The sequence below is a fragment of the Cellulosimicrobium sp. 22598 genome (assembly GCF_052044445.1).
GTDB lineage: Bacteria > Actinomycetota > Actinomycetes > Actinomycetales > Cellulomonadaceae > Cellulosimicrobium > Cellulosimicrobium cellulans_G.
The window spans coordinates 17,185-43,432 of the sequence record NZ_JBQEMZ010000012.1; the positions used below are offsets into that span (position 1 = coordinate 17,185).

Genomic DNA, 26,248 nt, shown 5'->3' on the forward strand with positions numbered 1-26,248 from the left:
TCGTCCGAGGACGGTGCGGCTACGGCATGCTCGCCAGGTGGGCGTCCACCGAGGTCGCGAAGGCGTACCCGTTGCTCGCGTCCCAGTTGATCGACCAGGTCATCGCCCCACGGATGTCCGGCCAGCGCGCGGGCGGCACGAAGCTCCCGCAGCGGGTGCCCGCGGCGAGGCAGCTCAGCGCGTCGTTCACGACCGACGGGTTCACGTACCCGCCGCCCGCCGCCTGGGTGGTGGCCGGCAGGCCGAGCGCGACCTGGTCGGGCCGCAGCGCGCTCTGGAGCTGGATGCACGACAGCGCGGTGAGGAAGTTCACCGTGCCCTGCCCGTACGCCTGCATCTGGTCGCAGCCGAGCATGGTGCCCGAGTTGTAGTACTGCGTGTGGACGATCGTGAGGATGTCCTTGATGTCGAGCGCGAGCCGGAAGTAGGAGCTGCCCGTCGACTGCATGTCGATGGTCTGCGGCGCCATCGTGATGATGAGGTCCGGCCCGACGGCCGCCCGGACCTGGCGCAGCGCCTGCCCCATGTACGTCGGGTCGACCCCGTTCTCGAGGTCGATGTCGACGCCGTCGAACCCGTAGGCGTCGATGAGCCCGATCACGCTGGTCGCGAAGGCCGACGCCGCGGCCGCGCTGCCGACCGACACCGTGCCCTTCTCGCCGCCCACGGACAGGATCACGTGCTGGCCGCGGGAGTGCAGCGTCGCGACGTCGGCCTTGAGCTGGTCGTTCGTGTAGCCGCCCAGCGCGGCGGACAGGCCGGGGTCGACGCCGAACGTGACGGCGCCGGGCGTGCTCGGGACGGCGTCCGCGAACGCGACCGCGACGAGGTCGTAGGACGTCGGGACCGCCGACAGCCGCAGCGGCGTGGCCCCGTTGACGAAGTTCTGCCAGTAGCCCGTGAGCAGGTGCTTCGGCAGGGCGCCGGTCTGGCAGCCGCTCGTCGAGCCCGTCACGGTGGCGGCCGGGGACTCGCCCGTCGCGTTGTAGGCGCGGACCGTGTAGGTGTGGCTCGAGCAGGCCGCGAGGCCGGTCAGCGTCGCGCTCGTCCCGGTGACGGTCGCCCGCAGGGCCGTCCCCTCGTAGACGCGGTACCCCGTGACGCTCCCGGTCGAGGCCGTCCAGGCGAGGCCGAGCGAGGTGTCGGCGGTCGTCGCGACGCGCAGCCCGGTGGGCGCGCCGGGGACGCCGGTCCCGCACCCGGCGGTCGTGACCGTGACGCTCCCGGAGCGGGGCGACTCGCCCGCCGTGTTGTAGGCCGCGACCGAGTACGTGTGCGGGGTGCACGCGGCGAGCCCGGACACGGTGGCCGACGTGCCCGTGGCCGTCGCCACGACCGTGCTGCCCTCGTAGACGCGGTAGCCCGTCACGGTGCCGGACGACGCGCCCCACGAGAGGGCGGCCGACGTCGAGGTGACCGTCCCGGCGACGGGGGTGCCCGGCGTGCCCGGGACGACGGGCGGCGGGCCGCCCGCGCCCTGGAGCGAGACGTCGTCCGCCTGGTAGGCGCCCGTGCCGTACCAGCCGTGCAGGTAGACCTGCGTCGTGCTGCCCGCGGCGGTGAACGTGACCGTGAGGCGGGTCCAGTCGGTCGCGCTCGGGGTCCAGGTCGAGGTGCCGCCGTCGACCCCGAGGTAGACGTAGCTGCCGCGCACCCAGGCGGAGAGGGTGTACTGGGTGCCGGCGACGGTCGGCACGGACTGCGTGCAGCGCGCGTTGTCGAGACCCGAGGGGGTCCCCTGCAGCGCCCTGGTCCCCGTGCGCACGGGGGTGGAGACGACGGCCCCGGACGAACCCGAGCAGGTCCAGGGGCTGAGCGTGCCCGACTCGAAGCCCCCGTTGACCAGCACCTCCTCGGCGGAGGCGGGGGCGGCGGTCAGGGCGACGCTGGTGACGAGGGCCACGGCCAGTGCCGCGGCGGCGGTGCGAAGTCTGTTCATGTCTGCTCCGTTGCAGGTCGAATCAAACTCTCAGGGAACTTAACGATGCACTCCTTATGAACCCGCACCGGGCGGCGGTTCGTCAAGGGCGGCGCGCGGTGGGGCGCCGAGACCTGGGGGACAATGGGTGGCAGCACTGCCTGCCAAGACGAGGAGTACTCCGTGCCCCAGGGAACTGTCCGATGGTTCGACGCCGACCGAGGGTTCGGCTTCATCGACCTCGGGAACGAGGCGGAGGACCTGTTCGTCCACGCGTCCGAGATCGTCGGCGACGACGGACCGAAGCAGCTCCGCGAGGGGCAGGCCGTCGAGTTCGAGGTGGGCGAGGGCGACCGCGGCCCGCAGGCGCGCCGCGTCCGTGTCACGGGTGACCGGGCTGTCGACGCACCCCTGGGCGTGCTCGGCACCGTCGCGTGGTACGAGCCGAGCAAGGGGTACGGCTTCGTGACGCCCGACGGCGGCAGCGCCGAGATCTTCCTCCACAGCTCCGCGATCGTCGGGGGCGGCGTGGTCTCGGAGGGGCAGCGGGTCGCGTTCCTCGTCGTCGAGGGGGAGAAGGGTCCGCAGGCCGACCACCTGCTGCCGCTCGGGGCGGAGGCCGCGCGTCCGGCGTCCGACGGCGCGGACGGCACCGTGTCCTGGTACGACGACGTCAAGGGCTTCGGATTCGTCGTCCCCGACGGCGGTGGCGACGACGTCTTCGTCCACGTCAGCGCGCTCGGCCACGGCCTGTCCGAGCTCGCCGAGGGCGCGCGCGTGACGTACGACGTCGTCGCGGGGGACAAGGGGCCCAACGCCCGCAACGTGCAGCTCGTGCGCGGCTCCGGCGGCGCGCGCCCGTCCGCCGACCGCGGTCGACCCGGCCGCGTGGACCGCTCCGGTCGCCCGAGCGGGTCCGGCAGGCCGGTGCGCGGGGGCGAGGGCACCGTCGCGCGCTACGACGCGGACCGTGGCTTCGGGTTCATCACGCCCGACGCCGGGGGCGAGGACCTGTTCGTGCACGTGTCGGTCGTCCGGGGCGACGAGGTCCTGGAGGAGGGCGACCGCGTCCGGTTCGCGGTGCGCCAGAGCGACCGGGGCCCGCAGGCCGACCGCGTCGAGCTGCTGTGAGCGCGGGTGGGGTCGGTGCCCGCGCGCCGACCCCACCCCGTCCGGCGGCCGGCGTCGGGCCTGACCGGCCCGAGCGGCCTCGTCGCGCGAGAGCCGTCGCCCGTCGTCGACGATATGCCCTGGAAGACCGCGGACGCCGTCCCTAGGGTCGTCGGATGAACGCCCAGGAGATCCGCGCGGCCTATCTCGAGTTCTTCGCCTCCCGGGGGCACGCCGTGATCGAGCGAGCGCCCCTGGTGCTCCGCGACGACCCGACGACGCTGTTCACGGGCGCCGGGATGCAGCCGCTGATGCCCTACCTGCTGGGCGTGCGGGAGCACGACGCGGGGCGTCTCCTGGTCGACTCGCAGCCGTGCGTGCGGGCGCAGGACATCGACGAGGTCGGGGACCGGCGGCACACGACGTTCTTCGAGATGCTGGGCAACTGGAGCCTGGGGTCTGCCGACGTGGAGCAGCAGATCCGGTGGTTCGCCGACTTCCTCGCGCAGGTCGGCGTCGACCTCGAGCGGCTGTACGTCACGTGCTTCCGAGGGGCGCCGGAGCACGGGATCCCGCGTGACGACGCGGCGGCTCGCGCCTGGGTCACGGTGTTCGCCGAGCACGGGATCGAGGCGCCGCTCGTGGACGTGGGTTCCCGCGCGGACGGCGACCGCGACGGGACGCGCGGCGGTCGCGTCTTCTTCTACGACGCCGAGGAGAACTGGTGGAGCCGGGGAGGCGGCCTGGAGGGCACGCCGGTGGGAGACCCGTGCGGGCCCGACTCGGAGGTCTTCTACGACCTCGGCCCCGAGCACCACGACCCGGCGGCCGGTGAGCCCCATCCCGCGAGCGACGGGGGCCGGTTCGTCGAGATCGGCAACCAGGTGTTCATGCGCTACCGCCGGACCACCGAGGGCTTCGTCCCCCTCGACGACCCGAGCATCGACTTCGGGGGCGGGCTCGAGCGCATCGCCGCGGCCGCCCTGGCGACCGCCGACGTGTTCGACGTGAGCCTCCTGCGCCCGCTGGTGGACCGGCTCGAGTCGCTCAGCGGTCGCGCGTACGAGGACGACCCGCGCCCGTTCCGCGTGATCGCCGACCACGTCCGGGCCGCGACGTTCCTCGCCGCCGACGGGGTGCGCCCGAGCAACAAGGCGCACGGGTACGTCCTGCGGCGGCTCGTCCGCCGGGCGGTCGTGCACGCCCTCCACCTCGGCCTGGACGAGCGGTTCGCCGACGACCTCGTCGCCGTCGTGGCCGAGACGTACGGCGACGGCTACCCGGGCCTGGTCGCGCAGCGCGAGGAGCTGAGCACGGTCCTGCGCGACGAGGAGTCGCGCTTCCGTCGCACGGTGCACCGCGGGCTCCGGGAGCTCGAGAAGCTCGGGGGCGCGACGGTCACCGGGGACGACCTGTTCGTGCTGGCGGACACCTGGGGCTTCCCCGTCGAGCTGTCGGTCGACGAGGTCCGGCGCCGTGGCATGGCCCTCGCCCCGGACTGGCGGGAGGGCTACGCGCTGCAGCGGGAGCGCCAGCGGGCGCGCTCGCGGGCGGCCGCGACGAGCGGGGAATAGTTCGCCCTGGGTGAAGGTTGAGCCTGATGGACTCAAGTTCTGGTGATCGGGCTTGCGCGCGAGTGCACCCGGTGCCTACCTTGAGTGAAGCAGACTCAACCCGGTGTGCCCGGGCGCGCGTGCGCCGTCGGGCACCCCATCCACAACGGAGGCAGCACACATGGCACGAGCAGTCGGGATCGACCTCGGCACCACCAACTCGGTGGTGGCCGTCCTCGAGGGCGGAGAGCCCACCGTCATCGCGAACGCCGAGGGGTCGCGCACGACGCCGTCGGTGGTCGCCTTCTCCAAGACCGGCGAGGTCCTCGTCGGCGAGGTCGCCAAGCGTCAGGCGGTCACGAACGTCGACCGCACCATCAGCTCGGTGAAGCGCCACATGGGCACCGACTGGTCGGTGGAGATCGACGACAAGAAGTACACCGCGCAGGAGATCTCCGCGCGCATCCTGGGCAAGCTCAAGCGCGACGCCGAGGAGTACCTGGGCGAGCCCGTCACGGACGCGGTCGTCACCGTCCCGGCGTACTTCAACGACGCCGAGCGCCAGGCGACCAAGGACGCCGGGCAGATCGCAGGCCTCAACGTGACCCGCATCGTCAACGAGCCCACCGCGGCCGCGCTCGCGTACGGGCTGGAGAAGGGCAAGGAGGACGAGCTCATCCTCGTCTTCGACCTGGGCGGCGGCACGTTCGACGTCTCGCTCCTCGAGGTCGGCAAGGACGAGGACGACTTCTCCACGATCCAGGTCCGCGCGACCTCGGGCGACAACCGCCTGGGTGGCGACGACTGGGACAACCGCATCGTCGAGCACCTCATCAAGCAGGTGAAGAACAGCTCGGGCGTCGACCTGTCCAAGGACAAGATCGCGCTCCAGCGTCTGCGCGAGGCCGCCGAGCAGGCGAAGAAGGAGCTCTCGTCCGCGACGAGCACCACCATCTCGATGCAGTACCTCTCGATGAGCGAGAACGGCCCCATCCACCTGGACGAGAAGCTCACGCGCGCCCAGTTCCAGCAGATGACGCAGGACCTCCTCGACCGGACGAAGGCCCCGTTCCACAAGGTCATCTCCGACGCGGGCGTCTCCGTCTCCGACATCGACCACGTCGTGCTCGTGGGTGGCTCCACCCGCATGCCCGCCGTGACGGACGTCGTCAAGGAGCTCACGGGCGGCAAGGAGCCCAACAAGGGCGTCAACCCGGACGAGGTCGTCGCCGTGGGCGCGGCCCTGCAGGCCGGCGTCATCTCCGGCGACCGCAAGGACGTCCTGCTCATCGACGTCACCCCGCTGTCCCTCGGCATCGAGACCAAGGGCGGCGTGATGACCAAGCTCATCGAGCGCAACACGGCCATCCCGACCAAGCGCAGCGAGATCTTCTCGACGGCCGAGGACAACCAGCCGTCGGTGCTCATCCAGGTGTTCCAGGGCGAGCGCGAGTTCGCGCGCGACAACAAGCCGCTCGGCACGTTCGAGCTGACCGGCATCGCGCCGGCCCCGCGCGGCGTGCCGCAGATCGAGGTCACCTTCGACATCGACGCGAACGGCATCGTCCACGTCGGCGCCAAGGACCGCGGCACCGGCAAGGAGCAGAAGATGACCATCACGGGCGGCTCGGCGCTGCCCAAGGAGGACATCGACCGCATGGTCAAGGAGGCCGAGGAGCACGCGGCCGAGGACAAGAAGCGTCGCGAGGAGGCGGAGACCCGCAACCAGGCCGAGGCGTTCGTCTACTCGACCGAGAAGCTCGTCTCCGAGAACAAGGAGAAGCTCCCGGCCGACGTCGTCACCGAGGTCGAGGCCGACATCGCGTCGGTGAAGTCCGCGCTCGAGGGCGAGGACGCCGACGCCGTGAAGACCGCGCACGAGAAGCTCGTCGCGTCCTCGCAGAAGATCGGCCAGGCGCTCTACGCCTCGGCCGAGCAGGAGCAGGCCGCCGGCAACCCCGGCGCCGCGCAGGACGACGCCACCGCGGCCGCGGGTGCGACGTCCGCTCCGGACGAGGACGTCGTCGACGCCGAGATCGTGGACGACGAGGACGACAAGAAGTGACGTCCCCCGAGGACCGGGGCCCCGAGGAGCAGGCCGGGCGCGAGCCCGGTCAGGGCCCCGAGGACAAGCCGTTCCAGTTCACCGACAAGCGCAAGGTCGACCCGGAGACCGGCCGCCCGCGCGCGGGCGCCGGCTCCGCCGGTGGCTCGGCCGGGGACGACGCGGAGACGGACCCGCTCGCGGGCCTCGACTTCGAGCCGTCCGACGAGGCCGAGGTCGACGCGGCCGTCCTGGCCGCCAAGGCCGAGGCCGCGGAGCACCTCGACGCGCTCCAGCGCGAGCGGGCGAGCTTCACGAACTACCGCAACCGGTCGCTGCGCGACCAGGAGGCCGCGCGCACGAAGGGGATCGAGGACGTGCTCACCGCCCTCCTCCCGGTCCTCGACGACATCGACCGCGCGCGGCAGCACGGCGAGCTGACGGGGCCGTTCGCGGCCATCTCCGACAAGCTCGACGCGTCGCTCGAGAAGTTCGGGATCGAGCGCTACGGCGCGGTCGGGGACGAGTTCGACCCCACCGTCCACGAGGCGCTCATGCACCAGCCCGACCCCGATGCCACCGCCACCACGGTGAACCTCGTCATCGAGCCGGGCTACCGGATCGGGGACCGTGTCGTGCGCGCCGCGCGCGTCTCGGTCGTCGGCCCCCAGTAGGCGGGACCACCGGCGTCCCCCGCGTGCCCGACGGCGCGGGCGCACCTCCCGCGCGGAGGTGCGCCCCGCCGTCGGGCACGCGAGGATCACGAGCAGCAGCATCGACAGCAGGCACGACACGAAGGACCAGGACCACGACCACCGACAGGAGGGAGGCGCCGTGACCGGACAGGACTGGATGGAGAAGGACTTCTACGCCGCGCTCGGCGTCCCCAAGGACGCCGACGACGCCACGATCAAGAAGGCCTACCGCAAGCTCGCGCGCAAGTACCACCCCGACCAGAACCAGGGTGACGCGGGCGCCGAGGCGAAGTTCAAGGAGATCGGCGAGGCGTACGCCGTGCTGTCGGACGCCAAGGAGCGCGAGCAGTACGACGCGATCCGGGCGATGGCCGGCGGCGGTGCCCGCTTCTCCGCGGGCCCCGGCGGCGCCGGGGGCGCCGGGTTCGAGGACGTGTTCGGCGGCATGTTCGGCGGCGGCGGCCCGGGCGGCACCCGGGTCCGCTACTCGACCGGCGGCCAGGGCGCGGGCGGCTTCGAGGACATCCTCGGCTCGATGTTCGGTGGCGCGGGAGCGCAGCAGTTCGGCGGCGGGCCCCGCCCGCGGGCCGGGGCGGACGTGGCCGCGGCCACGACCCTCCCGTTCCGCCAGGCGGTCGAGGGGTCCACCGTCACCTTCACGGTCGACGGTCGTAACGTCACCACCCGCATCCCGCCGGGCGTGCGCGACGGCCAGAAGATCCGGCTGCGCGGCAAGGGCCGCCCGGGCATGGCCGGCGGTCCCGACGGCGACCTCGTCGTCACCGTCCACGTCACCCCGCACCCGGTGTTCTCGCTCGACGGGAACAACCTGCGGGCGACCGTCCCGGTGACGTTCGCCGAGGCCGCGCTCGGGGCGACGATCAGCGTGCCCACGCTCGACGGCGCGTCGGTCAAGGTCAAGGTCCCGGCCGGGACGCCGTCCGGTCGCACGCTGCGCGTCAAGGGCCGCGGCGTGAAGACGGCGAAGGCGACCGGCGACCTGCTCGTCACCGTGCAGGTCGCGGTGCCGCAGAAGCTCTCGAAGGCGGCGCGCGAGGCGGTCGAGACGTTCGCGGCCGAGACGGACGGCCAGGACGTGCGGGCCGACCTGGTCCGCCAGGCCGCGGAGTAGGAGGGCCGTGATGGCCCACCGGAAGACTCAGAGCTTCTCGGTCGGCGAGGACTCACCACGGGGCGTCGGACGGGCTCCGGCGAGCGACGTCGACCAGGACGCGCCCGTCCTCGTCATCTCCCAGGCTGCGACGCTCGCGGGGATGCACCCGCAGACGCTGCGCCAGTACGACCGCCTCGGCCTCGTCGTGCCGCGCCGGACCGCGGGCCGCGGCCGGCGCTACTCGCTGCGCGACGTCGCGAAGCTGCTCGAGGTACAGCGGCTCAGCCACGACGAGGGCATCAACCTCGCGGGCATCCAGCGCATCCTCGCGCTCGAGTCGCAGGTCGAGCGGCTGGAGCGCCGCATCGAGGCGCTCTCCGCGCGGGTCGAGCCCGGCGGCCGGGTGTTCGCGGCGGCGGCGAGCGGCGACGTCGTCGTGGTGCCGCGCGGGCGCAGCGTGCGCCGCGGGGTCGAGGAGGCGCTGCGCGAGACGCTCGTCGAGCACGGCGAGGCACGCGCGCTCGTCATCTGGCGGCCCCGGCCCGACGACGCGGGGTCCTGACCTCGGCCGTTCCGCCCAGGTCTCAGCTCCGGCGCGCCTCGCGCGCGACGAGCGCCGCGGCGGCCGGGACGAGCGCGGCCTCCGAGGGGTCGAGGCCGGGGTCCGCGGCGCGGGTCCGCGCGGCGGCGTCGAGGTGCCGCAGGAGCGCCGGGTCGGCCAGGTGGAGGAACGCGTCCAGCAGGACCCGTGCGCCGGGCGCGAGCTCGTCGTCCTCGTCGGCGGCGACCTCCGCGAGGACGACGGCGGTCACGGCGAGGTCGAGTCCGGGCGGTCCGAGCCGGGCGTTCGTCCAGTGCAGGACGGCGGGGCCGTCGGCGGTGAGCACGACGTGCGCCGGGTGCAGGTCGAGGTGCACGACGCACGACCGCCCGGCGGCGGGCTCGTCGAGGGCCGCGGGCGACGGCGCGGTGAGCGCGGCGTACGCGGGTCCGCCCCGCGCCGGGGGCGGGACGGCGTGCAGCGCGTCGTGCAGCGCGACGAGGGTCCGGGCCGCCGCGGCGAGCGACGTCCGGCCGCCGAGGATCGACTGCAGGAGCGTCGGGCCCCGCAGGAGCTCCATGGTGAGGTCGCCGTCCGACGCGGCGTCGACGCGCGGGGCCGGGAAGCCCGCGGCGCGCACGTGCCGCATCACCTCCGCGGTGCCGACCGAGTCGGCCCCCGAGCGCGAGCGTCGCAGGACGCGGTCGGCGCCGACCGCGTACAGGTCGGCGTCGGCGCCCGAGAACAGCGGCGCGCCGAGCGAGGGGGCCATGAGAACGACGCTACGCCTCTCCTGCCCTCCTGACGAGGGCCGCGGCATCAGCCCTGGTCAGGCATTTCCGCAAGAATGCCGTGCGCTAATTGATGGATATTTCTGCATTTCTTAGCAAGGCCTTCCTTGCTATACACCGCAGAATTCCGGGAATACCGTGGACGTGGAAGCCCGGCCCGCCACGGGTCCTCGGAGAACAGGAGATCGCGATGAGCAGCCTCACGGAGATGCCCCAGGTCGTCGAGTGTTCCATCGACGGCTGCGGCTACAACCACGACCACGGGTGCCACGCCGGCGCGGTGACCATCGCCGGTCACGCGGGCGACGCCGAGTGCGCGACCTTCATCCCGCTGGGGACCAAGGGCGGCCTCGAGAAGGTGCTCGCGCACGTCGGGGCGTGCCAGCGCACCGAGTGCGTCCACAACTCCTCGCTCGAGTGCTCGGCCCCGTCGATCCGCGTGGGCGCCGGCGCGTCCGGCGAGGACAAGGCCGACTGCCTCACCTTCACCCCGCGCTGACGCGCGACCTCGACCTCCTCGGAGGCGGCCGGTCACCCACCGGCCGCAGACGCCCCCGGACGCCCCGTCCGCGCGCTCGCCCGCGCGGCCGGGGCGTCGTCGTGCCTCAGCGCTGGAGCGCGTCGAGCAGCTGGACGGCAGCGGCGTGGGTGCGGGGGAGCGGCTCGGCCCAGACGCGCGGCGGTCGCCGCAGGATCGCCGTGACGCCCAGCGCGAGCCCCGTGCGCTCGATGTTGTGGCGGAGCACGGTGCGCAGCGCGTCGTCGTCGGCGCCGCGCTCCCCGAGCACGACGAAGAGCCCGTTGCCGAGCGAGGCCATGGGGTGGCCGTCGCCGAACGTGTGGGTGAGCGCGCGACCCATCGCCGCCGACCGCGCGAAGCGCTGCCACCCGGTCAGGTGGTCGAGCGCGACGTCCACGACGAGCAGGCCGTGCGTCGCGGCGGCGTCGACCCCGGCGCGCTGGGCGACGCCGTACGTCTCCCGGAGCCGCTGGACCAGGTACTGGGACGTCGCGAGGCCGGACTCGGGGTCCATGACCTCGGGCGTCACGGGGGTCGCCTCGTAGCCGTCGGACCACCCGACCGCGACCGCGCGGAGCAGGTCGGTCCCCGGCTCGCGGTCGTGCGCCCGGTACAGGCACACCACGTCGTCGATGGCCTCGCCGATCCCGACCCCCGCCTCGGCCCGCACCCGGCCGAGCCGTTCGGCGGCCGGCGTCCCGTCCCGCTCCTCGCACAGCGCCTCGGCGAGGGCGTCGACGGCAGGGTGGTACCAGTCGCCCGGTCGCAGCCAGACGCTCTCGGCGCTCGCGCGACGCCAGCGCTCGCGTACCGCGTCGGGAGCGGGCACGGTGTACCCGTGGAGGTGGTCCATGTCGATGAGACGGACGAGCGGCCGATCCATGACGCGAGTCGGCGAAGAAGTTTCCGGGACGCGGGGTCCGAGGTGAAATCGGGCGAACGGGGAGGACTCCGGCCGTTACCGTTCCGTCGCCGGACGCCCTCTGCCCCGAAGTTGGACGGGCGTCTACTATGGCCACCGTACGCCTCGGATCGGGGCGGTCTCCGGGGCGGGTGACATGACGCAGGCGCAGGAACGGGTGTGGAGCGAGGCCTTCAGCGACGCCGAGCTCATCTCCGCCGTGCGCGAGGGCGACACCAGCGCCTACGGCGCGCTGTACGAGCGCCACGCCGCCGCGGCCCGGACGGTCGCGCGCCAGTACGTCCGCTCGACCGCCGACGCCGACGACGTCGTCTCCGACGCGTTCGCCCGCACGCTCTCCGTCCTGCAGGGCGGGGGCGGGCCCGACGTCACCTTCCGCGCCTACCTCTTCACCGTCGTCCGACGCCTCTCCTACGACCTCGTCAACGGCGCGCGGCGCACCCAGCCGACGGACGACGAGCGCACGTTCGAGACGGCGTTCGGTCCCATGGCGTCCACCGAGGACCCGACCCTCGAGGGGTTCGAGCGCTCGACGGTCACGCGCGCCTACCAGGACCTCCCCGAGCGGTGGCGCGCCGTGCTCTGGTACACGGAGGTCGAGAACCTCTCCCCGGCCGAGATCGCGCCGATCCTGGGTCTCACCGCGAACGGCGTCTCCGCGCTCGCCTACCGCGCGCGCGAGGGGCTGCGGCAGGCGTACCTCCAGCAGCACCTGACGTCCGTGCCCGCCGAGGAGTGCCGCACGGTCAACGCGCTCCTCGGGTCGTACGTGCGCGGCGGGCTCGCCAAGCGCGAGACGGCGCGCGTGGAGTCGCACCTCGACGGCTGCGGCGAGTGCCGCGCGCTCGTGCTGGAGCTGGGCGACGTGTCGCACGGCATGCGCGCCGTCATCGCCCCCCTGGTCCTCGGCGTCGGCGCGCTCGGCCTCGTCGGGACGGCGCTCCCGACGGTCGGCGGCGCGGCCGTCGCCGGCGGTGTCGGTGCCGCCCTGCAGGGCTCGTCGAGCGGTGGCGCGGGATCGGCCGGCGGGTCCGGTGCGGCCGGCGGGTCCGGCGGTGCGGGCGCGGGCGCCGGTGGTGGCGCGGCGGGCACCGGTGCCGTCGGGGGCGCGGGAGCGGCCGCGAGCGCGGCCGGTGGTTCCGGCGCCGCGGTCGGGGCCGGCGCGGCGTCCGTCGGCGGGGCGGCAGCGGCGGCCGGAGGCGCCGCCGCGGGCAGCGGCGCGCTCGCCGCCGCGGGTGCCGGTGGGCTCGTCGCGCTCGTCACGTCCGCGCCGCTCGCCGCGGCCGCCGTCACGGTCGGCGTGCTCACGGTCGCCGGGCTCGGCGTCGCGGGCGCGCTCGGCGCGTTCTCGTCGGACCCGGCCCCCACCCCGACCTCGCAGTCCTCCCCGTCCCCGTCCGCGTCACCGACCACGGGGACCACGACGACGCCGGACCCCACCACCGACCCGACGTCGCCCACGAACATCCCGCCCGCCCCGACCGACCAGACCACCGCCGGGTCGGGCGACACGACCGGGACCGGTAGCGGGTCCACCGACGGCTCCACGCCCGTCGGGTCGACGCCGGGCACGACGACGCCGGGCGGGTCCACCGGCCCCGGCACGCCTGCGCCCACCGATCCCGGGACGGGCACGCCCGGGCCGACCGACCCGGGCACGGGAACGCCCGAGCCCGCGCCGGCGGCCCTCGAGCTGTCGCTCGCCCCGGTCACGCTCGCGGCGCGCGTCCCCGCGGACCTCGTCATCACCGCCTCGAACACCGGCGGTCGAGCGGCGGAGGAGGTCTTCGTCGACCTCACGCTCCCGGCGGGCGTGACGACCCCGGGCTCGTCGCTCGTCGCGCGCGGGACCGTCGTCGGCAGCCCCCTGTCCGCGGCCTCGCTCCCGTGCGGCAGCGCGGTGCCCCAGCCGGACGGGACGAGCCTGGTCACGTGCTCGGTCGGCATCCTCGACCCCGGAGAGAGCCAGGAGCTCGTCGTCCGCGTCGAGGCCGAGTCCGGGGGCGACTACCCGCCCTTCGCCGCGTCCGTGCGCGCCACCGGCATCCCGGCGAAGCCGTGGACCTTCCCGTCGGCGCCCGTCCGGTACTACGGGCCCGAGGTCCGCGTCGTGGCGCCGTCCGACGGACTGCGCCTGGACAACCCGGGAGAGGGAGTCCTGCGCGTCGTGGTGCGCAACAGCGGTGACCAGCCGCTCGTCGAGCCGCGCCTCGCCGTCGACCTCCCGTCCGGCGTCACCCTCGCCGGCGGGTCCGCCGGGGTCTGGACGTGCGCCACGGACGAGGGTCGGAGCGTGACGTGTGCCGCCCCCTCCGGCACGAGCCTCGCACCCGGCGCCGCGTCCACGGTCCCGCTGACGCTCGTCGCGGACCGTGACCGGGCGGTCGAGAAGGCCGTGGTCCGCCTGCGCGGGACGGCCCCGGACGCGCGAGCCGGGAGCGCGGACGCCTCGGTCGACGTGGCCCGGCCGTGGGACGGCGCGGCGTCGGGGGTCGACGGGGACGGCCTGCGCGTGCAGTGCAGCGCCCGTGGTGAGGCCGGTGCCGCATCGGTGACGGTCCCCTTCACGAATCGCACGGCCTACGGCGATCTCCGGGCAGCCCTCGTGGTCGCCGGCACCGCCCAGGACGCCGTTCCGGTCGCCCCGGGACGGAGCGTCGACCTGCGCGGCGGGACCGGGGGCTGGCTGCCCGCCGGGGACGCCCGGGTCGTCCTCTCGACCACGGTGGCGGGGCAGCAGTTCACCCACGAGATCGTCGCCGGCGAGCACCCGGCGATCGACTGCTTCGACTGGAAGCCGGTCACGGGCGCGGCGCGCGCGACGGCGGCCTGGGCGGTGCCGTCCGGTGCCGGGGTCGGGACATCCGTCGTGACGGGCACGTTCCACAACCCGTACTCGACGACCACTCTCCGCGTCGGGATGTCGACGCCGCACGGTGACGCCGCACCGGTCGACGTGGCCCCGGGCGCGGACGCGACGTTCACCGTGGACGCGAAGGCGCTGTCCGTCCCGGCCGGGACGGCGACGTTCACGGTCGAGCGCGCGGCGCCTGCGGGCCCGGCGCCGACGACGGTCGAGGCCCGCTACGCCGCCGTGACGTACGACCCGCGGTGGGCGACCTCGGCGACGGTCGACGCCGGCTGGCAGGACGGGTCGGTGAAGATCGTCGGCACGCTGACCAACGACTCGCCCGAGACGATCGACGTCGTCATGTCGGCCGCGGGCTACGGGGACTCGGCTCCCGCGCAGCAGGTCGCGCCCGGCGCGACCGTGACCCTCACCGTGGACACGCGAGCGCTCGACGTGAAGGCCGGCGCCGTCACGTTCCGCCAGTCGCGCACCGTGCTCGGCACGCCCTTCGCGGACGCGCGCCTCACCGCGCGGTACCAGGGTGCCGGCTACCAGCCTGACTGGTCGGCCACCCCGACGGTGTCCGCGCAGTGCGCCCCGGGGGCGGGCGGGGTCGTGCTCTCCGTCGGGCTGCGCAACGACTCGACCGAGGCGATGCACGTCGTCGCGCGCACGCCGTTCGGCGACCGTGACCTGGGCGACGTCGCCCCCGGGGCGAGCACGGGCGCCGACCTCGCGACGGGCGCGCTCGCGGTCAAGGCCGGCAAGGTCGAGCTCGTGCTGTCGCGCACGGTCCTCGGGGTGCCCTTCACCGAGACGCTCCCGGTGCGCTTCGACGCGGTCGACTGCGCCGTCGAGCAGCCGGCGGCGAGCCTCGTCCTCGGCGACCCGTACTACGACGCGAGGCGCGGCCACTCGTACCGCGCGGTGTCGGTGCTGCTCGACAACTCCGGGTCGAACGTCCCGGTGACGTTCCGGGTGACGGGGCACGCCAAGGGCGAGTGGACCGTCGGAGCCGGGGAGCGGCGCACCGAGAGCCTGGGCGAGGCGCCCTGGTCCGGCGCGACGTACGTCGTCCACACGCGCTCGTGGACCGAGCAGCTCAAGGTCGAGGGCTTCACCGCCGTGGCCGAGTGCGCCCCGGAGTGGCAGGCGGGCGTCTGGTACGACCACGACGCCGAGGTCTCCTACGACGGCTGGAACTACACGGCGCGCAACGGCAGCGCCTTCGTGCGACCGGACCGCGACCTGATCGGGCTCTTCTGGGAGCGCGGGGAGCGCTGCGGCGAGGGCTGACGAGCGTCGGTCGCCCCGAGCGGCGACGCGACGGGTGAGCGGGTCCGCCCTACGGCAGGACGCCTTCGAGGGCGTCGTCGACGGGCGTGTCGCCGCCGACGAGGTCGAGGACGAGCCCGGCGGACCGCGGCTCGTGGAGCACCGCGGCGAGGACGAGCGCGACGTCGTCGCGCGTCACGTCCGAGCGCTCCCCGACGGCTGCGCCGGGCTTGCGGCGCTTGCCGCGCGGCTTGTCCGTGTCCCCGACGGGCGCGAGCGCGACGAGGCCGACTCCCGGGTCGTCGGTGAGGTGGCCGGGCCGCACGATGGTCCAGGCGAGGCCGTCGCGGGCGCGCAGGTCGTCCTCGGCCGCCGCCTTGGCGCGCAGGTAGGCCCAGAACACGTCGTCGACGTCGTCGGGACGCTCGTCGGCATGCGCCGCCTCGACGCCGCGGGAGGAGACGAGGACGTAGCGCCCGACGCCCGCGCGCTCGGCGGCGTCGGCGAGCAGGGCCGCGCCCGCCCGGTCGACCGCGTCCTTGCGCGGTGCTCCGCTCCCGGGACCGGCGCCGGCCGCGAACACGACCGCGTCCACGCCCTCCAGCTCGAACGACACCGCGACGGCGTCGTCCTTCTCGAGGTCGATGAGCGCGACGTGCGCGCCCAGCTCGGTGAGGTCCGTGATCTGCGCGGCTGACCGCACGAAGGCGACGACGTCGTCGCCCCGCTCCACGAGGGTCCGGGCCAGGCGACGGCCGACCTGGCCGTGACCTCCCGCGATGACTGTGCGCATGGGCCGAACGTATCGCCGTGCGGGCGTCCGCGCCCGGTGAAGCGACGTCGTCCCGGGGCATCTGGGCAGGGACGCCGGGCGCTCCCAGGGCGGGGGTTGCGCTGCCGGGCGCGCGGTCCCCCACGTACCCCCACGTCGACCGTGGCCCGGCAGCGCGGGTCCTCAGGCGGCGTCCCCCGTGCCGCCGAGGACGACGGGGGTCTGCGGGTCGAACCGGTAGCCGAGCCCGCGGACCGTGGTGATGACGTGCTCCAGCCCGAGCTTCTCGCGCAGGCGTCGCACGTGGACGTCGATGGTGCGGCTGCCCGCGGCGACCTCGTGGTCGGCCCACACGGTCTCGAGCAGCTCGGCCCGCGTCACGACGCGGTGCGCCGTGCGGGCGAGGTACGACAGGAGCTCGAGCTCCCGGAACGTCAGGCGCGCCGACCTGCCCTCGACCGTGACCGTGCGGCCCGCGGGGTCGATGACGACGCGCGGCACGGGCGACAGGGTCGCGAGCCGCTCGCGGAACGCCGCGATGTCCTGCACGGGCGACGACGTCGTGGTCGTGGGCTCGGCGAGCGCGAGGGCCGTGTACGTCTCGGCGCTCGGCAGCCAGTCGCGGGCGAGCTCGCCGAGCGCCTCGGCGAGCTCGACGAGCTGGGCCTGCGGCTGCTCGCCCGGCGCCGCGTCGACGCCGACGTAGAGGACGAATCCCGGGTTGCGGCGCGGCGTGGCCGGGTCGGTGGCGGCCGGGCGGGCCGGCGCGAGCGCGGTGCGCGGCGCGGCGGGGTGCTGCGGACCGAGGGCCCGGGGCGCGGCGGCGCGGGACGAGGTGCGGCGGGCGGGACGGGTAGCGGTGAGCGTCATGGGTGGCTCCGGGTGCGTCGGGCCGACGGCATCGCCGGGAGACCGGCGGGTCGGCAGGGGTCGAGGGCTGAACCGAGGTGCGGGAGAGGGTTCAGGCCTGACAACAGACGCACATGACCGCGCCCGGGAGCGCGCCGGACGGCGCGCTGGCGGGACGGGTCGAGGTGCTCACGGGAGCGAGCATGGCAGTGCACCGCGCGGTACGCCAAGAGGAGCCCGGCAACTTCTCATCATGCGGACGGGCGGAGTCTCGCGTTCCGGGCGCGGGCGGTGGCGGGGCCGTCGCGACCGGGGGCTCGGTCGCGCGCGTCCGCCCAGGTGGGAGGGGTCAGACGACGCCGTAGAGGCGGTCCCCGGCGTCGCCGAGGCCCGGGACGATGTACGCCTTCTCGTTGAGGCGCTCGTCGACCGCGGCGACCACGAGCTGGACGTCCACGCGGTCGCCGACCGCGTTCTCCAGCACCTGGATCCCCTCGGGCGCCGCGAGCAGGCAGACCGCCGTGACGTCCCGCGCACCGCGCGCGAACACGTAGTCGATCGCGGCCACGAGCGTGCCGCCCGTCGCGAGCATCGGGTCCAGGAGGAACACGTGCCGACCCGTCAGGTCGTCGGGCAGGCGGTTCGCGTACGTGACCGCCTCGAGCGTCTCCTCGTCGCGCTGCATGCCGAGGAACCCGACCTCGGCCGTCGGCAGGAGGCGCGTCATGCCCTCGAGCATCCCCAGGCCCGCCCGCAGGATGGGGACGACCAGGGGACGCGGCTCCGCGAGGCGCACGCCGATCGTCGTCGTCACCGGCGTCTCGATCTCGTGCGGCTCGACCCGCACGTCGCGCGTGGCCTCGTAGGCGAGCAGCGTGACCAGCTCGTCGACGAGGAGCCGGAACGTCGGGGACGCCGTCTCCTTGTTCCGCAGGACGGTCAGCTTGTGGGCCACGAGCGGGTGGTCGGCGACGTGCAGGCGCATGGCGACAACGGTATCCGACCGCGAGCCCTCCCGTACCGCCCGGTAACCACCCGCCGTGCGCGAGTTGTCAGCGCCACACCGGTCTATAGCCTGGTGAGACGCTGACAGCTCTCCGTGCCACCGAGGTGTCAGCCTCTCGTCGCAGCACGCCGCGACGTGCCGCTGACACACCGGAGGTCCCGTGCCCGACGACGTCGCTCGCCCCGGCGACCCCGCCCACCCGGGCGCGGGGACGGCGTCGGGCACCGAAGGGCCGACGGGCACGACGGCGGTCGGCGGCACGCCGGAGCCGCGCGGGCTCGACCTGCCGTGGGCGGACGGGACGTTCCCGCCCGGGACCGTCGCGGGGCGCCGCCAGGTCTGGGACGCGCTCATGGGGCTCGCGCTGCACGAGGCGACCCACGCGCTCGCCAGCGACGACGTGCCCGTGGGGGCGCTCGTCGTCGGGCCGGACGGGCGGCTGCTGGGCGTGGGGCGCAACCGGCGCGAGGAGACCGGCGACCCGACCGCGCACGCCGAGGTGCTCGCGCTGCGGCAGGCCGCCGCGACGCACGGGGAGTGGCGGCTCGAGGGCTGCACGCTCGTCGTCACGCTCGAGCCGTGCGTCATGTGCGCCGGGGCGCTCGTCCTCGCGCGCGTCGAACGGCTCGTGCTCGGCGCGTGGGACCCCAAGGCCGGCGCGACCGGCTCCGTCTGGGACCTCGTGCGCGACCAGCGCGCCAACCACGCCGTCGAGGTGGTCGGCGGCGTCCGCGAGGACGAGTGCGCCCGCCTCCTGCGCGCCTTCTTCGCGACCCAGCGCTGACGCTGACCCCCGCCGAACACGACATGAGGGTCGTGATCGAGCGGATGACGACCCTCATGTCGTGCTCGACGCGGGCTCGTGTCGTGCTCGGCGTCAGCGGGGGAGGGCCGCGGCGAGCGTCGTGAGGGTCTCGGTGGTGCCGGCGTCGACCTTGAGCGTCGCGAGCGGGTCGCCGCGCGTCCAGCCGCGGTTGACGATCACGACCGGCTTGCCCGCCTTCGCCGCGTGCCGCACGAACCGCAGCCCGCTCATCACCGTCAGCGACGACCCCGCCACGAGCAGCGCGTCCCCCTCGTCGACCATCGCGTACGCCCGCTCCACCCGCTCGCGCGGGACGTTCTCCCCGAAGTACACGATCTCCGGCTTGAGCACCCCGCCGCAGAACTCGCACGGCGCGGGCCGGAAGTGCGACGTCTGCTCGATCACCGCGTCCGCGTCCGGCGCGATCTCCACGTCCGCGACGTCGCCGATGCTCTCGATGAACCCCGGGTTGAGCGCCGTCAGCCGGTCCGCGAGGTGCTCGCGCGAGATGACGCGCCCGCACTGGAGGCAGATCACGCGGTCGTACCGGCCGTGCAGGTCGATGACGTTCCGGCTGCCCGCGTCCTCGTGCAGCAGGTCCACGTTCTGCGTGATCAGCCCCACGAGCACGCCCGCGTCCTCCAGCCGGGCCAGCGCACGGTGGCCCGCGTTCGGCTGCGTGCGGTGCACGTGCTGCCAGCCCACGTGGTTGCGCGCCCAGTAGTGGCGCCGGAACGCCTCGTCCTGCACGAACTGCTGGTACGTCATCGGGTTGCGCGGCGGCGAGTCCGGACCGCGGTAGTCCGGGATGCCCGAGTCCGTGGACAGGCCCGCGCCCGTCAGCGCCGTCACCCGCAGCCCGCGCAGGAGCCGCACCGCGTCCTCCGCCGTCCCCAGCGGCGGCTCCGGCTCCGTGCCCGACGGCGGCGGCTGGCTCGGGCGCCACGCGAGCCGCGGCGTCAGGGTCGGGACGGTCGACCGCGGCAGGTCCGCCGACGACGTCGCCACGTGCGCGGGGGAGGTGGGGGAGGGGTCGGTCGAGCGCGGGGGAGTCGGGTCGGTGGGCACGCCTCCCACGGTACGACGGCCCGCGATGTAGAGCCGTGGTTCTTGTGTTCGACGGCGGTCTGGTCACCTTGGGTGGCGGGGTGGGTGGTGGTGCCGCGTCTACCCTCCGCCGCTCGTTCCTCGCGGCTCCCGCCAGGCCCGCCACGACGCGGCACCACCACCCACCCCGCCCGGCGTCATCTCGCCCTGGTCTTCGATCACCATTGGCGACCGCCCGCGGTGCGAGGCTTGTCCTCGCCTCGCCTCGCCTCGCCTCCGCCGAAGGCTGCCGCAGTTCTGGCCGCGCCCGTCGGTCACGCCGTCGTGCGAGACGACGAGCTGACCGTGGTGGGCGATTGACCGTCGTCGTGCACGCGCCTGGCTGCGCTGGACCCAAGCACGGCACGACTGCTCGACCAGGGGTCTACCTCACGCAACCGAGGCTCTATCTCGCGCAACCAGGGTTCTACCGCGCATCCGGGGCTCTACCTCGCGCGACCAGGGCTCTACCTCGGCGGGCGGTGTGCTGCCCGGTGGCCGTGGTGGCCACCGGGCATGGCGGTCGGGTCCGGACGGCGTCGGGTCAGGACTCGGTGGTGCTGTCCTGGGTCGTGGCGCCGTCCTGGGTTCCCGGGCGGCCACCGGGGCGCCCGGCCATGCCGCTGCCTGTCCACTCGCCTGCGACGGCGGTCGTCGAGCCTGCAGGAGTCGTCACCGTGTAGGTCTCGCCGGTCGTCACGTCGGGCGAGGAGACGACGACGTTCGCGGTGTCCTTGGTGACCGCGTACTCCGTGAGGACGGTTCCGTCGGCGGCCGTGACGGTGACGGTGTCGCCGGCGCTCGCGGACACGTCCGCCGCGATCCAGCCCTGCTCCGAGTCGGTCGACGGCACGACGACCATGCCCGCGCTGCCCGCCGCGACGAGCGAGCCGCCGCTGATCGTGAACGTGCCGTTGACGTCCAGCGCGCCGTTGCCGTCGTTCGTCGGTCCCTGGACGACGATCTCGCCGCCCGTGACGGTGAGCGACCCGTTCGAGTCGATCCCGTCGCCGCCGGCGTCGACGGTGAGGGTGCCGCCGGAGATGGTGAGCGTCGAGCCGTCGTCGGCGTCCATCCCGCCACCCATGCCGCCGCCCGCGCCTCCGGGGCCGCCCTGGGGCATCTCGGCGCCGTCGGGGAGCTCGCCGCCCTGCGGGGGCTCCGGCATCTGGCCGTCTGCCGGCATCTCCGGCGGGGTGCCGGCGGCCGCGGCGCCGTCCGCAGGTTCGGGCATCGTGCCGTCCGCGGACGATCCGGGCGCGGTCCCGTCGGGCACCGAGCCGGCCGCGGGCTCGCCACCTGTCGCGCTGTCGGGACTCGTCGCGTCGTCGGTCCCGGTCGCCGTGTCGTCGGCGGTCGAGCCGACGGTCGCGTTGAGGCCGTCGTCGCTCGCCGTCACGTCGACGTCGCCGCCCGAGATCGTGATGGCCGCGCCCTCGATCCCCTCGACGGACGTCGTGACGGCGAGGTCGCCGCCCGAGACGGTGACGTCGCCGTCGGCGTGGACGCCGTCGTCGCCGGACGACAGCTCGACCGTCCCGCCCGAGACGGACACGGAGCCGTTCGAGTGCAGCGCGTCGTCGGCGGAGTCGACCGTGACCGTCGCGTCGTCGCCGAGCACGACGCCGACGTCCCCCTTGAGGCCCTTCGCGGAGGCGTCCTCGGCGACGGCCGCGCCCGCACCGCCCGCGGCGGTCACGGACAGCGTCCCGCCGGAGACGACGACGTCGGTGACGGCCTGCACGCCGTCGTCGCCCGACGCGATGGTGATCGACCCGCCGCGCACGTCGACGAACCCGAGGGTCTCGTCGCCGTCCTCGGTCGACTTGAGCCCGTCCTTCGCGGCGGTGACGTCGAGCGTGCCGCCCGTGACGACCAGGTAGTCCTTGCCGCGGAGCCCGTCGTCGCCTGCGTCGACCGTCAGCTCGCCGCCTGCGACGACGAGGCCGTCCTTGGAGACGATGCCGTCGTTCGCGTGCGACGTCACGGTGAGCGCCCCGTCGCCGCCGATCACGAGGTCGGCCGTCGAGAACAGCGCGCCGTCGGGCTCGCCGTCGGCGTCCTGGGCGGAGTACGTCTCGGCGTCGGTGAGGCTGCTGGTGGAGCCGTCGGCGAGGATCACGGCGACCTTCTCCGCGTCCTGCACGGTCACGGCGGCGTTCGTCGTCGCGGTGATGTCCGCGCCGTCGAGGACGAGCTGGACGAGCCCGTCCTCCGCGGTGTCCACGACGACCTGCCCCTCCAGCGTGCCGCTGAGCACGTACGTGCCGGGGGCGGTGATCGTGACTGTCGAGCCGTCGACGGTCACGCCGTCGCCGTCCGCCGTGGCGGTGTCGCCGTCCAGCGCGACGGTCACCGCGGAGGACTCGTCGTACGCGAGGTCGGCGTCGTCCACCGTCACCTCGGCGTTGTCGGCGCGGGCCTCGTCGGGGGTCAGCCCGGCGACGGCGTCCGAGACGACGCTCGCGGTGGTCGTCGCGTTCGTGTCGGTCGAGGCGGTGTCGGTGGTCGCGCCGCTCCCCAGCACGGAGCAGCTCGCGAGGACGGCGGCCGCCGCGGCGGCGGCCAGGGTGGTCAGGGGTCGGCGGATGCGCATCAGAGGCTCCTGTCGTCGTGCCCGGGGGTGCGGGCGGGAGGGGTCGTGGTCCCCGCGGGCGCGGTCGCGTCGGGGGAGGGGGTGAGGTGGCGGCGGATCACGCGGCGCCACGGGCCGTCGGGAAGGTCGGGGCGCAGGAGCGCCAGACCGGTGCCGTACTTGGAGATCCGCTCGGGCCGGTGGCCGTGCCGCCACAGCAGGCGGTCGAGGTCGGACGGCGTGGAGCCGCCCTTGGTCTCGACGACCACCAGGTGCGGGACCGTCCACGTGAGCGGCGCGTGCGCGCCCGGCTGGTCGAGCTCCCACGTGAGGGCCGTGTCGACGGTGGCGCGCGCGGCGCCGTCGGCCCGGGGGAGCAGGAGCGTCGTGCGGCGGTACCGCGACACGAGGCCGGGCGCGAGCGCGTGCTCCGGCACGCCCTCGATGCCCTCGGCCGCGAGCGTCCGGCCCACGAACGTGCGGTCGGCGCCGAGCGCCGTCGGGCACCCGTCGTGCGCGACGCGCTGCTTGAGCGTCGTGCCGCGCGCGGCGCGGGTCTTGACCTCGAGGAAGCTCGCGCCCGAGTCCAGGTAGGTGCGGGTGCGGACCTTGAACCGCCGACGGCGGCGCGTCGCGGTGAGCCGGAACGACGCGAGGTCGGGGGTGTCGAAGTACACCGACTCGTACGCCGAGCTGCGCGCGCCGTCGATCTCGAGGACGCGAGCGGGGGTGGTCCGGGCGAGCGCGTCGAGCACCGTCACCGCGTCGTCGACCGGCAGGACGTACTTGCGGTCGACCCGGGTGAGCAGCGCGGCCGCGTCGACGAGCTCGTCCAGGCCGACGCCGTCGAGCGGGTAGAGGACGGCGCGGACGCGGTCGTCGGCCGTCACGGTCCGGGGGCTCACGCGCGCGCCTCGGTCCGCTCGGGCCGGGCTGCCGGGCCGGGCGTCGTGGCCCCTGCCGGGGTCGGAGGCGTCGGCGCGATCGCCTGGGCGACCGGCGCGAAGGGCGCGGCCTCGCGCGGGGCCGGGAGCACGGCGTCGGGCACGAGGAGGGGCGCGGCGGCCGCCGGGGCAGGAGCCGGCGTCGCACGACGGCCGGCGCGCGGCTCGGTGTAGCGGACGTCCACCCAGGTGGTGTCGTTGACGAGGTCGAGGCGCTGGACGCTCACCCCGCGGACCTCGGCGCCGAGCAGCTCCTCCAGGTGGCGGGTGAGCTCGGCGCGGTCGGTGAGGGCGCGGTCGACGACGACGCTCTGGCTCTGCGCGCGGCGCAGGACCCGCGGGTGGTCGACGACGGCCATCACGCCGACGACGAGCGCCGTGCCCGCGAGGGACAGCCAACCGGTCGTCGCGCCGAGGCCGCCGAGGAGGCCCAGCGCGAGAGCAGCGAAGTAGTAGGCGACCTCGGTCTGGGACAGCTCGGTCGAGCGGAGCCGGATGATCGACAGGACCCCGAAGAGCCCGAGCCCCAGCCCGGCGCCCACGCTGCTCGTCGCGAGAGTCGCCGCGACCGCGAGCACCCCCACGTTGACGCCGAGGTACGCGACCACGAGGTCGCGTCGCCGGTGACGCGGGAAGTAGAGGCCGAACGCGAGGACGGTGACCGCGACGAGGTCGACGAGGTACAGGACGGGCTGGGACACGAGGCCTCCGGGTGCCGGGGCGCTGGGCGCCGTGGTCGAGGACGTTCCCATTCCGCCGGAGGAGCCTGTGCGGTCGCTGTGGAGGGCACAGGCCGCGTGTATGAGTCCCGTTCCGCGGGGCATCGCGTCGAGGTCACGCGGGCCGCCGCGGCGCTCGCGGCCTCGTGACCGGGGTCACGGCGAGGGCACGAGCCGTGATGTTAGCCTCACCTAAGTCACCGACGAGAGGTTGTCATGTCGACCACCACCGCGCCCGCGCCGCGGCGCGCCCGCCCCCAGACCGTCCTCGAGGTCCTCGAGACCGCGTGGCTCTCCCCGCACCTCGTGCGGGTCGTGGCAGGGGGCGAGGGGTTCGCCGCGTTCACCACGAACGAGCACACCGACAAGTACGTCAAGATCATCCTCGCCAAGCCCGAGCTCGGGCTGGAGCCGCCCTACGACGTCGCGGCGCTGCGCGAGACGCTCGCGCCCGAGGACCTGCCCGTGACCCGCACATACACGGTGCGCTGGGTCGACGAGGCGGCGCAGCGCCTCGCGATCGACTTCGTCGTGCACGGCGACGAGGGCCTCGCCGGGCCGTGGGCCGCGCGCGCGAAGCCCGGCGACCGCATCGTCCTCTCCGGCCCCGGCGGCGGGTACGCGCCCGACCCCGACGCCGACTGGCACCTGCTCGCGGGCGACGACTCCGCGCTCCCCGCGATCGCCGCCGCGCTCGAGGCCATGCCGCGCGACGCCGTCGGGCACGCCGTGCTGGAGGTCGGCACCGAGGCGGACCGGCTCCCGCTCGAGGCGCCCGACGGCGTCGAGGTCACCTGGGTGCTGCGCGGCGACGCGCCCGCCGGGACGACGACGCTCCTGCCCGACGCCGTCGCCGACCTCGCGTGGCGCGAGGGCCGCGTGCACGTCTTCGCGCACGGCGAGCGCGAGGCCATGAAGGCCCTGCGCCGCGTGTTCGCCGAGCGCGGCGTCCCCCGCGCCGACCTGTCGCTCTCCGGCTACTGGGCCTACGGCCGCGCGGAGGACCGCTTCCAGGCGGAGAAGCGCGAGCCCGTCGGCCAGATCTTCGAGGACTGAGGAGTCCCATGCACCGCACCACCCTGCGCCGCGCGCTCGCGGCGACGTCCGCGCTCGCCGTCCTCGCGCTCGCCGCGTGCTCGTCCGGGGACGACTCGGGCGACGCCGCGCCGTCGGGCAGCCCGAGCGCCGACGGCGCCGCGGACGCCTTCCCCGTGACGATCCCCACCGCGTTCGGGGACGTCGAGGTCCCCGAGGAGCCGGAGCGCGTCGTCGCCCTCGGCTGGGGCGACGCCGAGACGGCGCTCGCGCTCGGCGTCCAGCCCGTCGGGGCGAGCGACTGGCTCGCGTTCGGCGGCGACGGCGTCGGCCCGTGGCTCGACGGCGCGTACGACGAGTCGCCCGAGATCATCGGGACGCTCGAACCCTCGTACGAGCAGATCGCCGTGCTCGACCCCGACGTCATCCTCGACGTGAAGTCGTCGGGCGACCCCGAGCGGTACCAGCGGCTCTCCGAGATCGCCCCGACCGTCGCGATCCCCGAGGGCGGCGAGGCGTACCTCACGCCCATGGAGGACCAGGTCGGCATGATCGCCGCCGCGCTCGGGCGCAGCGAGGCCGGCGACGAGCTGCTCGCCGAGGTCGACGACGCGTTCGCCGCCGCGCGCGACGAGCACCCCGAGTTCGCGGGCAAGACCGCCGTCATCGGGTCGTACTGGGCCGAGGGCTTCGGCGCCTACGTCTCGACGTCCAGCCGCGGCGAGTTCATGCAGGGCCTCGGGTTCGAGACCAAGCCCGAGATCGACGAGGCCGCCGGCGAGGAGTTCTCCGCGAACCTCGGTACCGAGAACGTCGACCTGCTCGACGCCGACCTCACCGTCATCCAGCCCATCGGCTTCACCGCCGCCGATGTCGAGGCCCTGCCGATCTTCCAGACCGTGCCCTCCGTCGCCGACGGTCGCTACGTCGTGTTCGACGACAAGGACCTCTCCAACGCCTTCTCGCTCGGCACGCCCACGGCCGTGATCTACGCGATCGACAACGTCACGCCGCTGTTCGCGGACGCGCTCGGCGGGTCGTGATGGTGGGCTCCCGGGCGTCAGATCGGGCGGCGTGACCGGCCGATTCGGTGTCCGGGGGTCTGACCAGGTATCCTTCCTGG

The 26,248-nt window shown here is 74.6% G+C and carries 21 protein-coding genes; 11 read left to right on the forward strand and 10 right to left on the reverse strand.

Translation table 11 applies throughout. From position 1 onward, the window contains the following. Positions 1–19: 19 nt before the first annotated feature. A complete protein-coding gene (locus ACTJIY_RS13970) occupies positions 20–1,939 on the reverse strand; it encodes a fibronectin type III domain-containing protein (protein ID WP_440674819.1) in 1,920 nt (639 codons plus the stop codon). Positions 1,940–2,101: 162 nt separating this feature from the next. On the opposite strand from ACTJIY_RS13970, the gene ACTJIY_RS13975 reads away from it, so the two are divergent. From ACTJIY_RS13975 to ACTJIY_RS14000, 6 genes are all read left to right on the forward strand, one after another. Further along, positions 2,102–3,049, forward strand: a complete 948-nt coding sequence (locus ACTJIY_RS13975; RefSeq protein WP_440674818.1) for a cold-shock protein — start codon at positions 2,102–2,104, stop codon at positions 3,047–3,049. 155 nt (positions 3,050–3,204) lie between these two features. After that, on the forward strand, positions 3,205–4,602 hold the full coding sequence (locus ACTJIY_RS13980; protein WP_440674816.1) for an alanine--tRNA ligase-related protein: 1,398 nt from the start codon (positions 3,205–3,207) through the stop codon (positions 4,600–4,602). 160 nt (positions 4,603–4,762) lie between these two features. After that, a complete protein-coding gene (dnaK, locus tag ACTJIY_RS13985; RefSeq protein WP_237840560.1) occupies positions 4,763–6,646 on the forward strand; it encodes a molecular chaperone DnaK in 1,884 nt (627 codons plus the stop codon). Then, entirely contained in the window at positions 6,643–7,299 is a 657-nt protein-coding gene (gene grpE / locus ACTJIY_RS13990; RefSeq protein WP_440674814.1) for a nucleotide exchange factor GrpE, read from the forward strand. The genes dnaK and grpE overlap by 4 nt, the downstream gene beginning before the upstream one ends. A gap of 160 nt (positions 7,300–7,459) precedes the next feature. Further along, on the forward strand, positions 7,460–8,452 hold the full coding sequence (locus tag ACTJIY_RS13995; protein ID WP_253054106.1) for a DnaJ C-terminal domain-containing protein: 993 nt from the start codon (positions 7,460–7,462) through the stop codon (positions 8,450–8,452). A gap of 142 nt (positions 8,453–8,594) precedes the next feature. Then, a complete protein-coding gene (locus tag ACTJIY_RS14000; protein ID WP_440674888.1) occupies positions 8,595–8,996 on the forward strand; it encodes a heat shock protein transcriptional repressor HspR in 402 nt (133 codons plus the stop codon). A gap of 22 nt (positions 8,997–9,018) precedes the next feature. Here ACTJIY_RS14000 and ACTJIY_RS14005 read toward each other — a convergent pair whose 3' ends face one another. Then, a complete protein-coding gene (locus ACTJIY_RS14005) occupies positions 9,019–9,747 on the reverse strand; it encodes a phosphotransferase family protein (RefSeq protein WP_253054104.1) in 729 nt (242 codons plus the stop codon). Between the two features lie 209 nt (positions 9,748–9,956). Between ACTJIY_RS14005 and ACTJIY_RS14010 the strand changes: the two genes are divergently transcribed. Beyond that, entirely contained in the window at positions 9,957–10,265 is a 309-nt protein-coding gene (locus tag ACTJIY_RS14010; RefSeq protein ID WP_047234443.1) for a DUF1540 domain-containing protein, read from the forward strand. 106 nt (positions 10,266–10,371) lie between these two features. On the opposite strand, the gene ACTJIY_RS14015 is transcribed toward ACTJIY_RS14010, so the two are convergent. Further along, a complete protein-coding gene (locus tag ACTJIY_RS14015) occupies positions 10,372–11,169 on the reverse strand; it encodes a hypothetical protein (protein WP_253054102.1) in 798 nt (265 codons plus the stop codon). Positions 11,170–11,344: 175 nt separating this feature from the next. Here ACTJIY_RS14015 and ACTJIY_RS14020 point away from each other — a divergent pair, with 175 nt between their 5' ends. Next, positions 11,345–15,355, forward strand: a complete 4,011-nt coding sequence (locus ACTJIY_RS14020; RefSeq protein ID WP_440674812.1) for a sigma-70 family RNA polymerase sigma factor — start codon at positions 11,345–11,347, stop codon at positions 15,353–15,355. A gap of 49 nt (positions 15,356–15,404) precedes the next feature. Here ACTJIY_RS14020 and ACTJIY_RS14025 read toward each other — a convergent pair whose 3' ends face one another. The 3 genes from ACTJIY_RS14025 to upp form a co-directional block, all read right to left on the reverse strand. After that, positions 15,405–16,127: an NAD(P)-binding oxidoreductase gene (locus ACTJIY_RS14025; RefSeq protein WP_440674810.1), complete on the reverse strand. Its 723-nt coding sequence runs from the start codon at positions 16,125–16,127 to the stop codon at positions 15,405–15,407. Positions 16,128–16,289: 162 nt separating this feature from the next. After that, on the reverse strand, positions 16,290–16,976 hold the full coding sequence (locus ACTJIY_RS14030; protein WP_440674809.1) for a winged helix-turn-helix domain-containing protein: 687 nt from the start codon (positions 16,974–16,976) through the stop codon (positions 16,290–16,292). 328 nt (positions 16,977–17,304) lie between these two features. Then, entirely contained in the window at positions 17,305–17,940 is a 636-nt protein-coding gene (gene upp / locus ACTJIY_RS14035; RefSeq protein ID WP_253054094.1) for a uracil phosphoribosyltransferase, read from the reverse strand. A gap of 373 nt (positions 17,941–18,313) precedes the next feature. On the opposite strand from upp, the gene ACTJIY_RS14040 reads away from it, so the two are divergent. Continuing rightward, the gene (locus ACTJIY_RS14040) at positions 18,314–18,745 is read left to right on the forward strand and encodes a nucleoside deaminase (RefSeq protein WP_440674886.1); all 432 of its coding nucleotides are present in this window, start codon (positions 18,314–18,316) and stop codon (positions 18,743–18,745) included. Positions 18,746–18,838: 93 nt separating this feature from the next. On the opposite strand, the gene ACTJIY_RS14045 is transcribed toward ACTJIY_RS14040, so the two are convergent. From ACTJIY_RS14045 to ACTJIY_RS14060, 4 genes are all read right to left on the reverse strand, one after another. Then, positions 18,839–19,663, reverse strand: coding sequence for an NAD-dependent protein deacetylase (locus tag ACTJIY_RS14045; RefSeq protein WP_440674885.1), 825 nt, complete (start codon positions 19,661–19,663; stop codon positions 18,839–18,841). Positions 19,664–20,396: 733 nt separating this feature from the next. Beyond that, complete coding sequence (locus ACTJIY_RS14050; RefSeq protein ID WP_440674707.1) at positions 20,397–22,448, reverse strand: carbohydrate-binding domain-containing protein; 2,052 nt, start codon at positions 22,446–22,448, stop codon at positions 20,397–20,399. Beyond that, positions 22,448–23,332 carry a polyphosphate polymerase domain-containing protein gene (locus ACTJIY_RS14055; RefSeq protein WP_440674706.1) on the reverse strand — a complete coding sequence of 295 codons (885 nt, stop codon included), beginning with the start codon at positions 23,330–23,332 and terminating at the stop codon, positions 22,448–22,450. Before ACTJIY_RS14055 ends, ACTJIY_RS14050 begins: the two co-directional genes overlap by 1 nt. Then, positions 23,329–24,072: a DUF4956 domain-containing protein gene (locus ACTJIY_RS14060; RefSeq protein WP_440674705.1), complete on the reverse strand. Its 744-nt coding sequence runs from the start codon at positions 24,070–24,072 to the stop codon at positions 23,329–23,331. Before ACTJIY_RS14060 ends, ACTJIY_RS14055 begins: the two co-directional genes overlap by 4 nt. Before the next feature lie 234 nt (positions 24,073–24,306). On the opposite strand from ACTJIY_RS14060, the gene ACTJIY_RS14065 reads away from it, so the two are divergent. Then, positions 24,307–25,146: a siderophore-interacting protein gene (locus tag ACTJIY_RS14065; RefSeq protein WP_440674704.1), complete on the forward strand. Its 840-nt coding sequence runs from the start codon at positions 24,307–24,309 to the stop codon at positions 25,144–25,146. Positions 25,147–25,154: 8 nt separating this feature from the next. Continuing rightward, positions 25,155–26,168, forward strand: coding sequence for an iron-siderophore ABC transporter substrate-binding protein (locus ACTJIY_RS14070; RefSeq protein ID WP_440674702.1), 1,014 nt, complete (start codon positions 25,155–25,157; stop codon positions 26,166–26,168). Positions 26,169–26,248 lie beyond the last annotated feature (80 nt).

Excerpts from the sequence above, each read along its gene's own strand:
- ACTJIY_RS14040 (WP_440674886.1), top strand. The coding sequence starts at position 18,314 with ATGGGGCTCGCGCTGCACGAGGCGACCCACGCGCTCGCCAGCGACGAC.
- ACTJIY_RS14030 (WP_440674809.1), bottom strand. The coding sequence starts at position 16,976 with ATGACGCTCACCGCTACCCGTCCCGCCCGCCGCACCTCGTCCCGCGCC.
- ACTJIY_RS14065 (WP_440674704.1), top strand. The coding sequence starts at position 24,307 with ATGTCGACCACCACCGCGCCCGCGCCGCGGCGCGCCCGCCCCCAGACC.
- ACTJIY_RS14005 (WP_253054104.1), bottom strand. The coding sequence starts at position 9,747 with ATGGCCCCCTCGCTCGGCGCGCCGCTGTTCTCGGGCGCCGACGCCGAC.
- ACTJIY_RS14025 (WP_440674810.1), bottom strand. The coding sequence starts at position 16,127 with ATGCGCACAGTCATCGCGGGAGGTCACGGCCAGGTCGGCCGTCGCCTG.
- ACTJIY_RS14010 (WP_047234443.1), top strand. The coding sequence starts at position 9,957 with ATGAGCAGCCTCACGGAGATGCCCCAGGTCGTCGAGTGTTCCATCGAC.
- dnaK (WP_237840560.1), top strand. The coding sequence starts at position 4,763 with ATGGCACGAGCAGTCGGGATCGACCTCGGCACCACCAACTCGGTGGTG.
- ACTJIY_RS14070 (WP_440674702.1), top strand. The coding sequence starts at position 25,155 with ATGCACCGCACCACCCTGCGCCGCGCGCTCGCGGCGACGTCCGCGCTC.
- ACTJIY_RS14020 (WP_440674812.1), top strand. The coding sequence starts at position 11,345 with ATGACGCAGGCGCAGGAACGGGTGTGGAGCGAGGCCTTCAGCGACGCC.
- ACTJIY_RS13980 (WP_440674816.1), top strand. The coding sequence starts at position 3,205 with ATGAACGCCCAGGAGATCCGCGCGGCCTATCTCGAGTTCTTCGCCTCC.
- ACTJIY_RS13970 (WP_440674819.1), bottom strand. The coding sequence starts at position 1,939 with ATGAACAGACTTCGCACCGCCGCCGCGGCACTGGCCGTGGCCCTCGTC.
- ACTJIY_RS14050 (WP_440674707.1), bottom strand. The coding sequence starts at position 22,448 with ATGCGCATCCGCCGACCCCTGACCACCCTGGCCGCCGCCGCGGCGGCC.
- ACTJIY_RS14015 (WP_253054102.1), bottom strand. The coding sequence starts at position 11,169 with ATGGATCGGCCGCTCGTCCGTCTCATCGACATGGACCACCTCCACGGG.
- ACTJIY_RS14000 (WP_440674888.1), top strand. The coding sequence starts at position 8,595 with ATGCACCCGCAGACGCTGCGCCAGTACGACCGCCTCGGCCTCGTCGTG.
- upp (WP_253054094.1), bottom strand. The coding sequence starts at position 17,940 with ATGCGCCTGCACGTCGCCGACCACCCGCTCGTGGCCCACAAGCTGACC.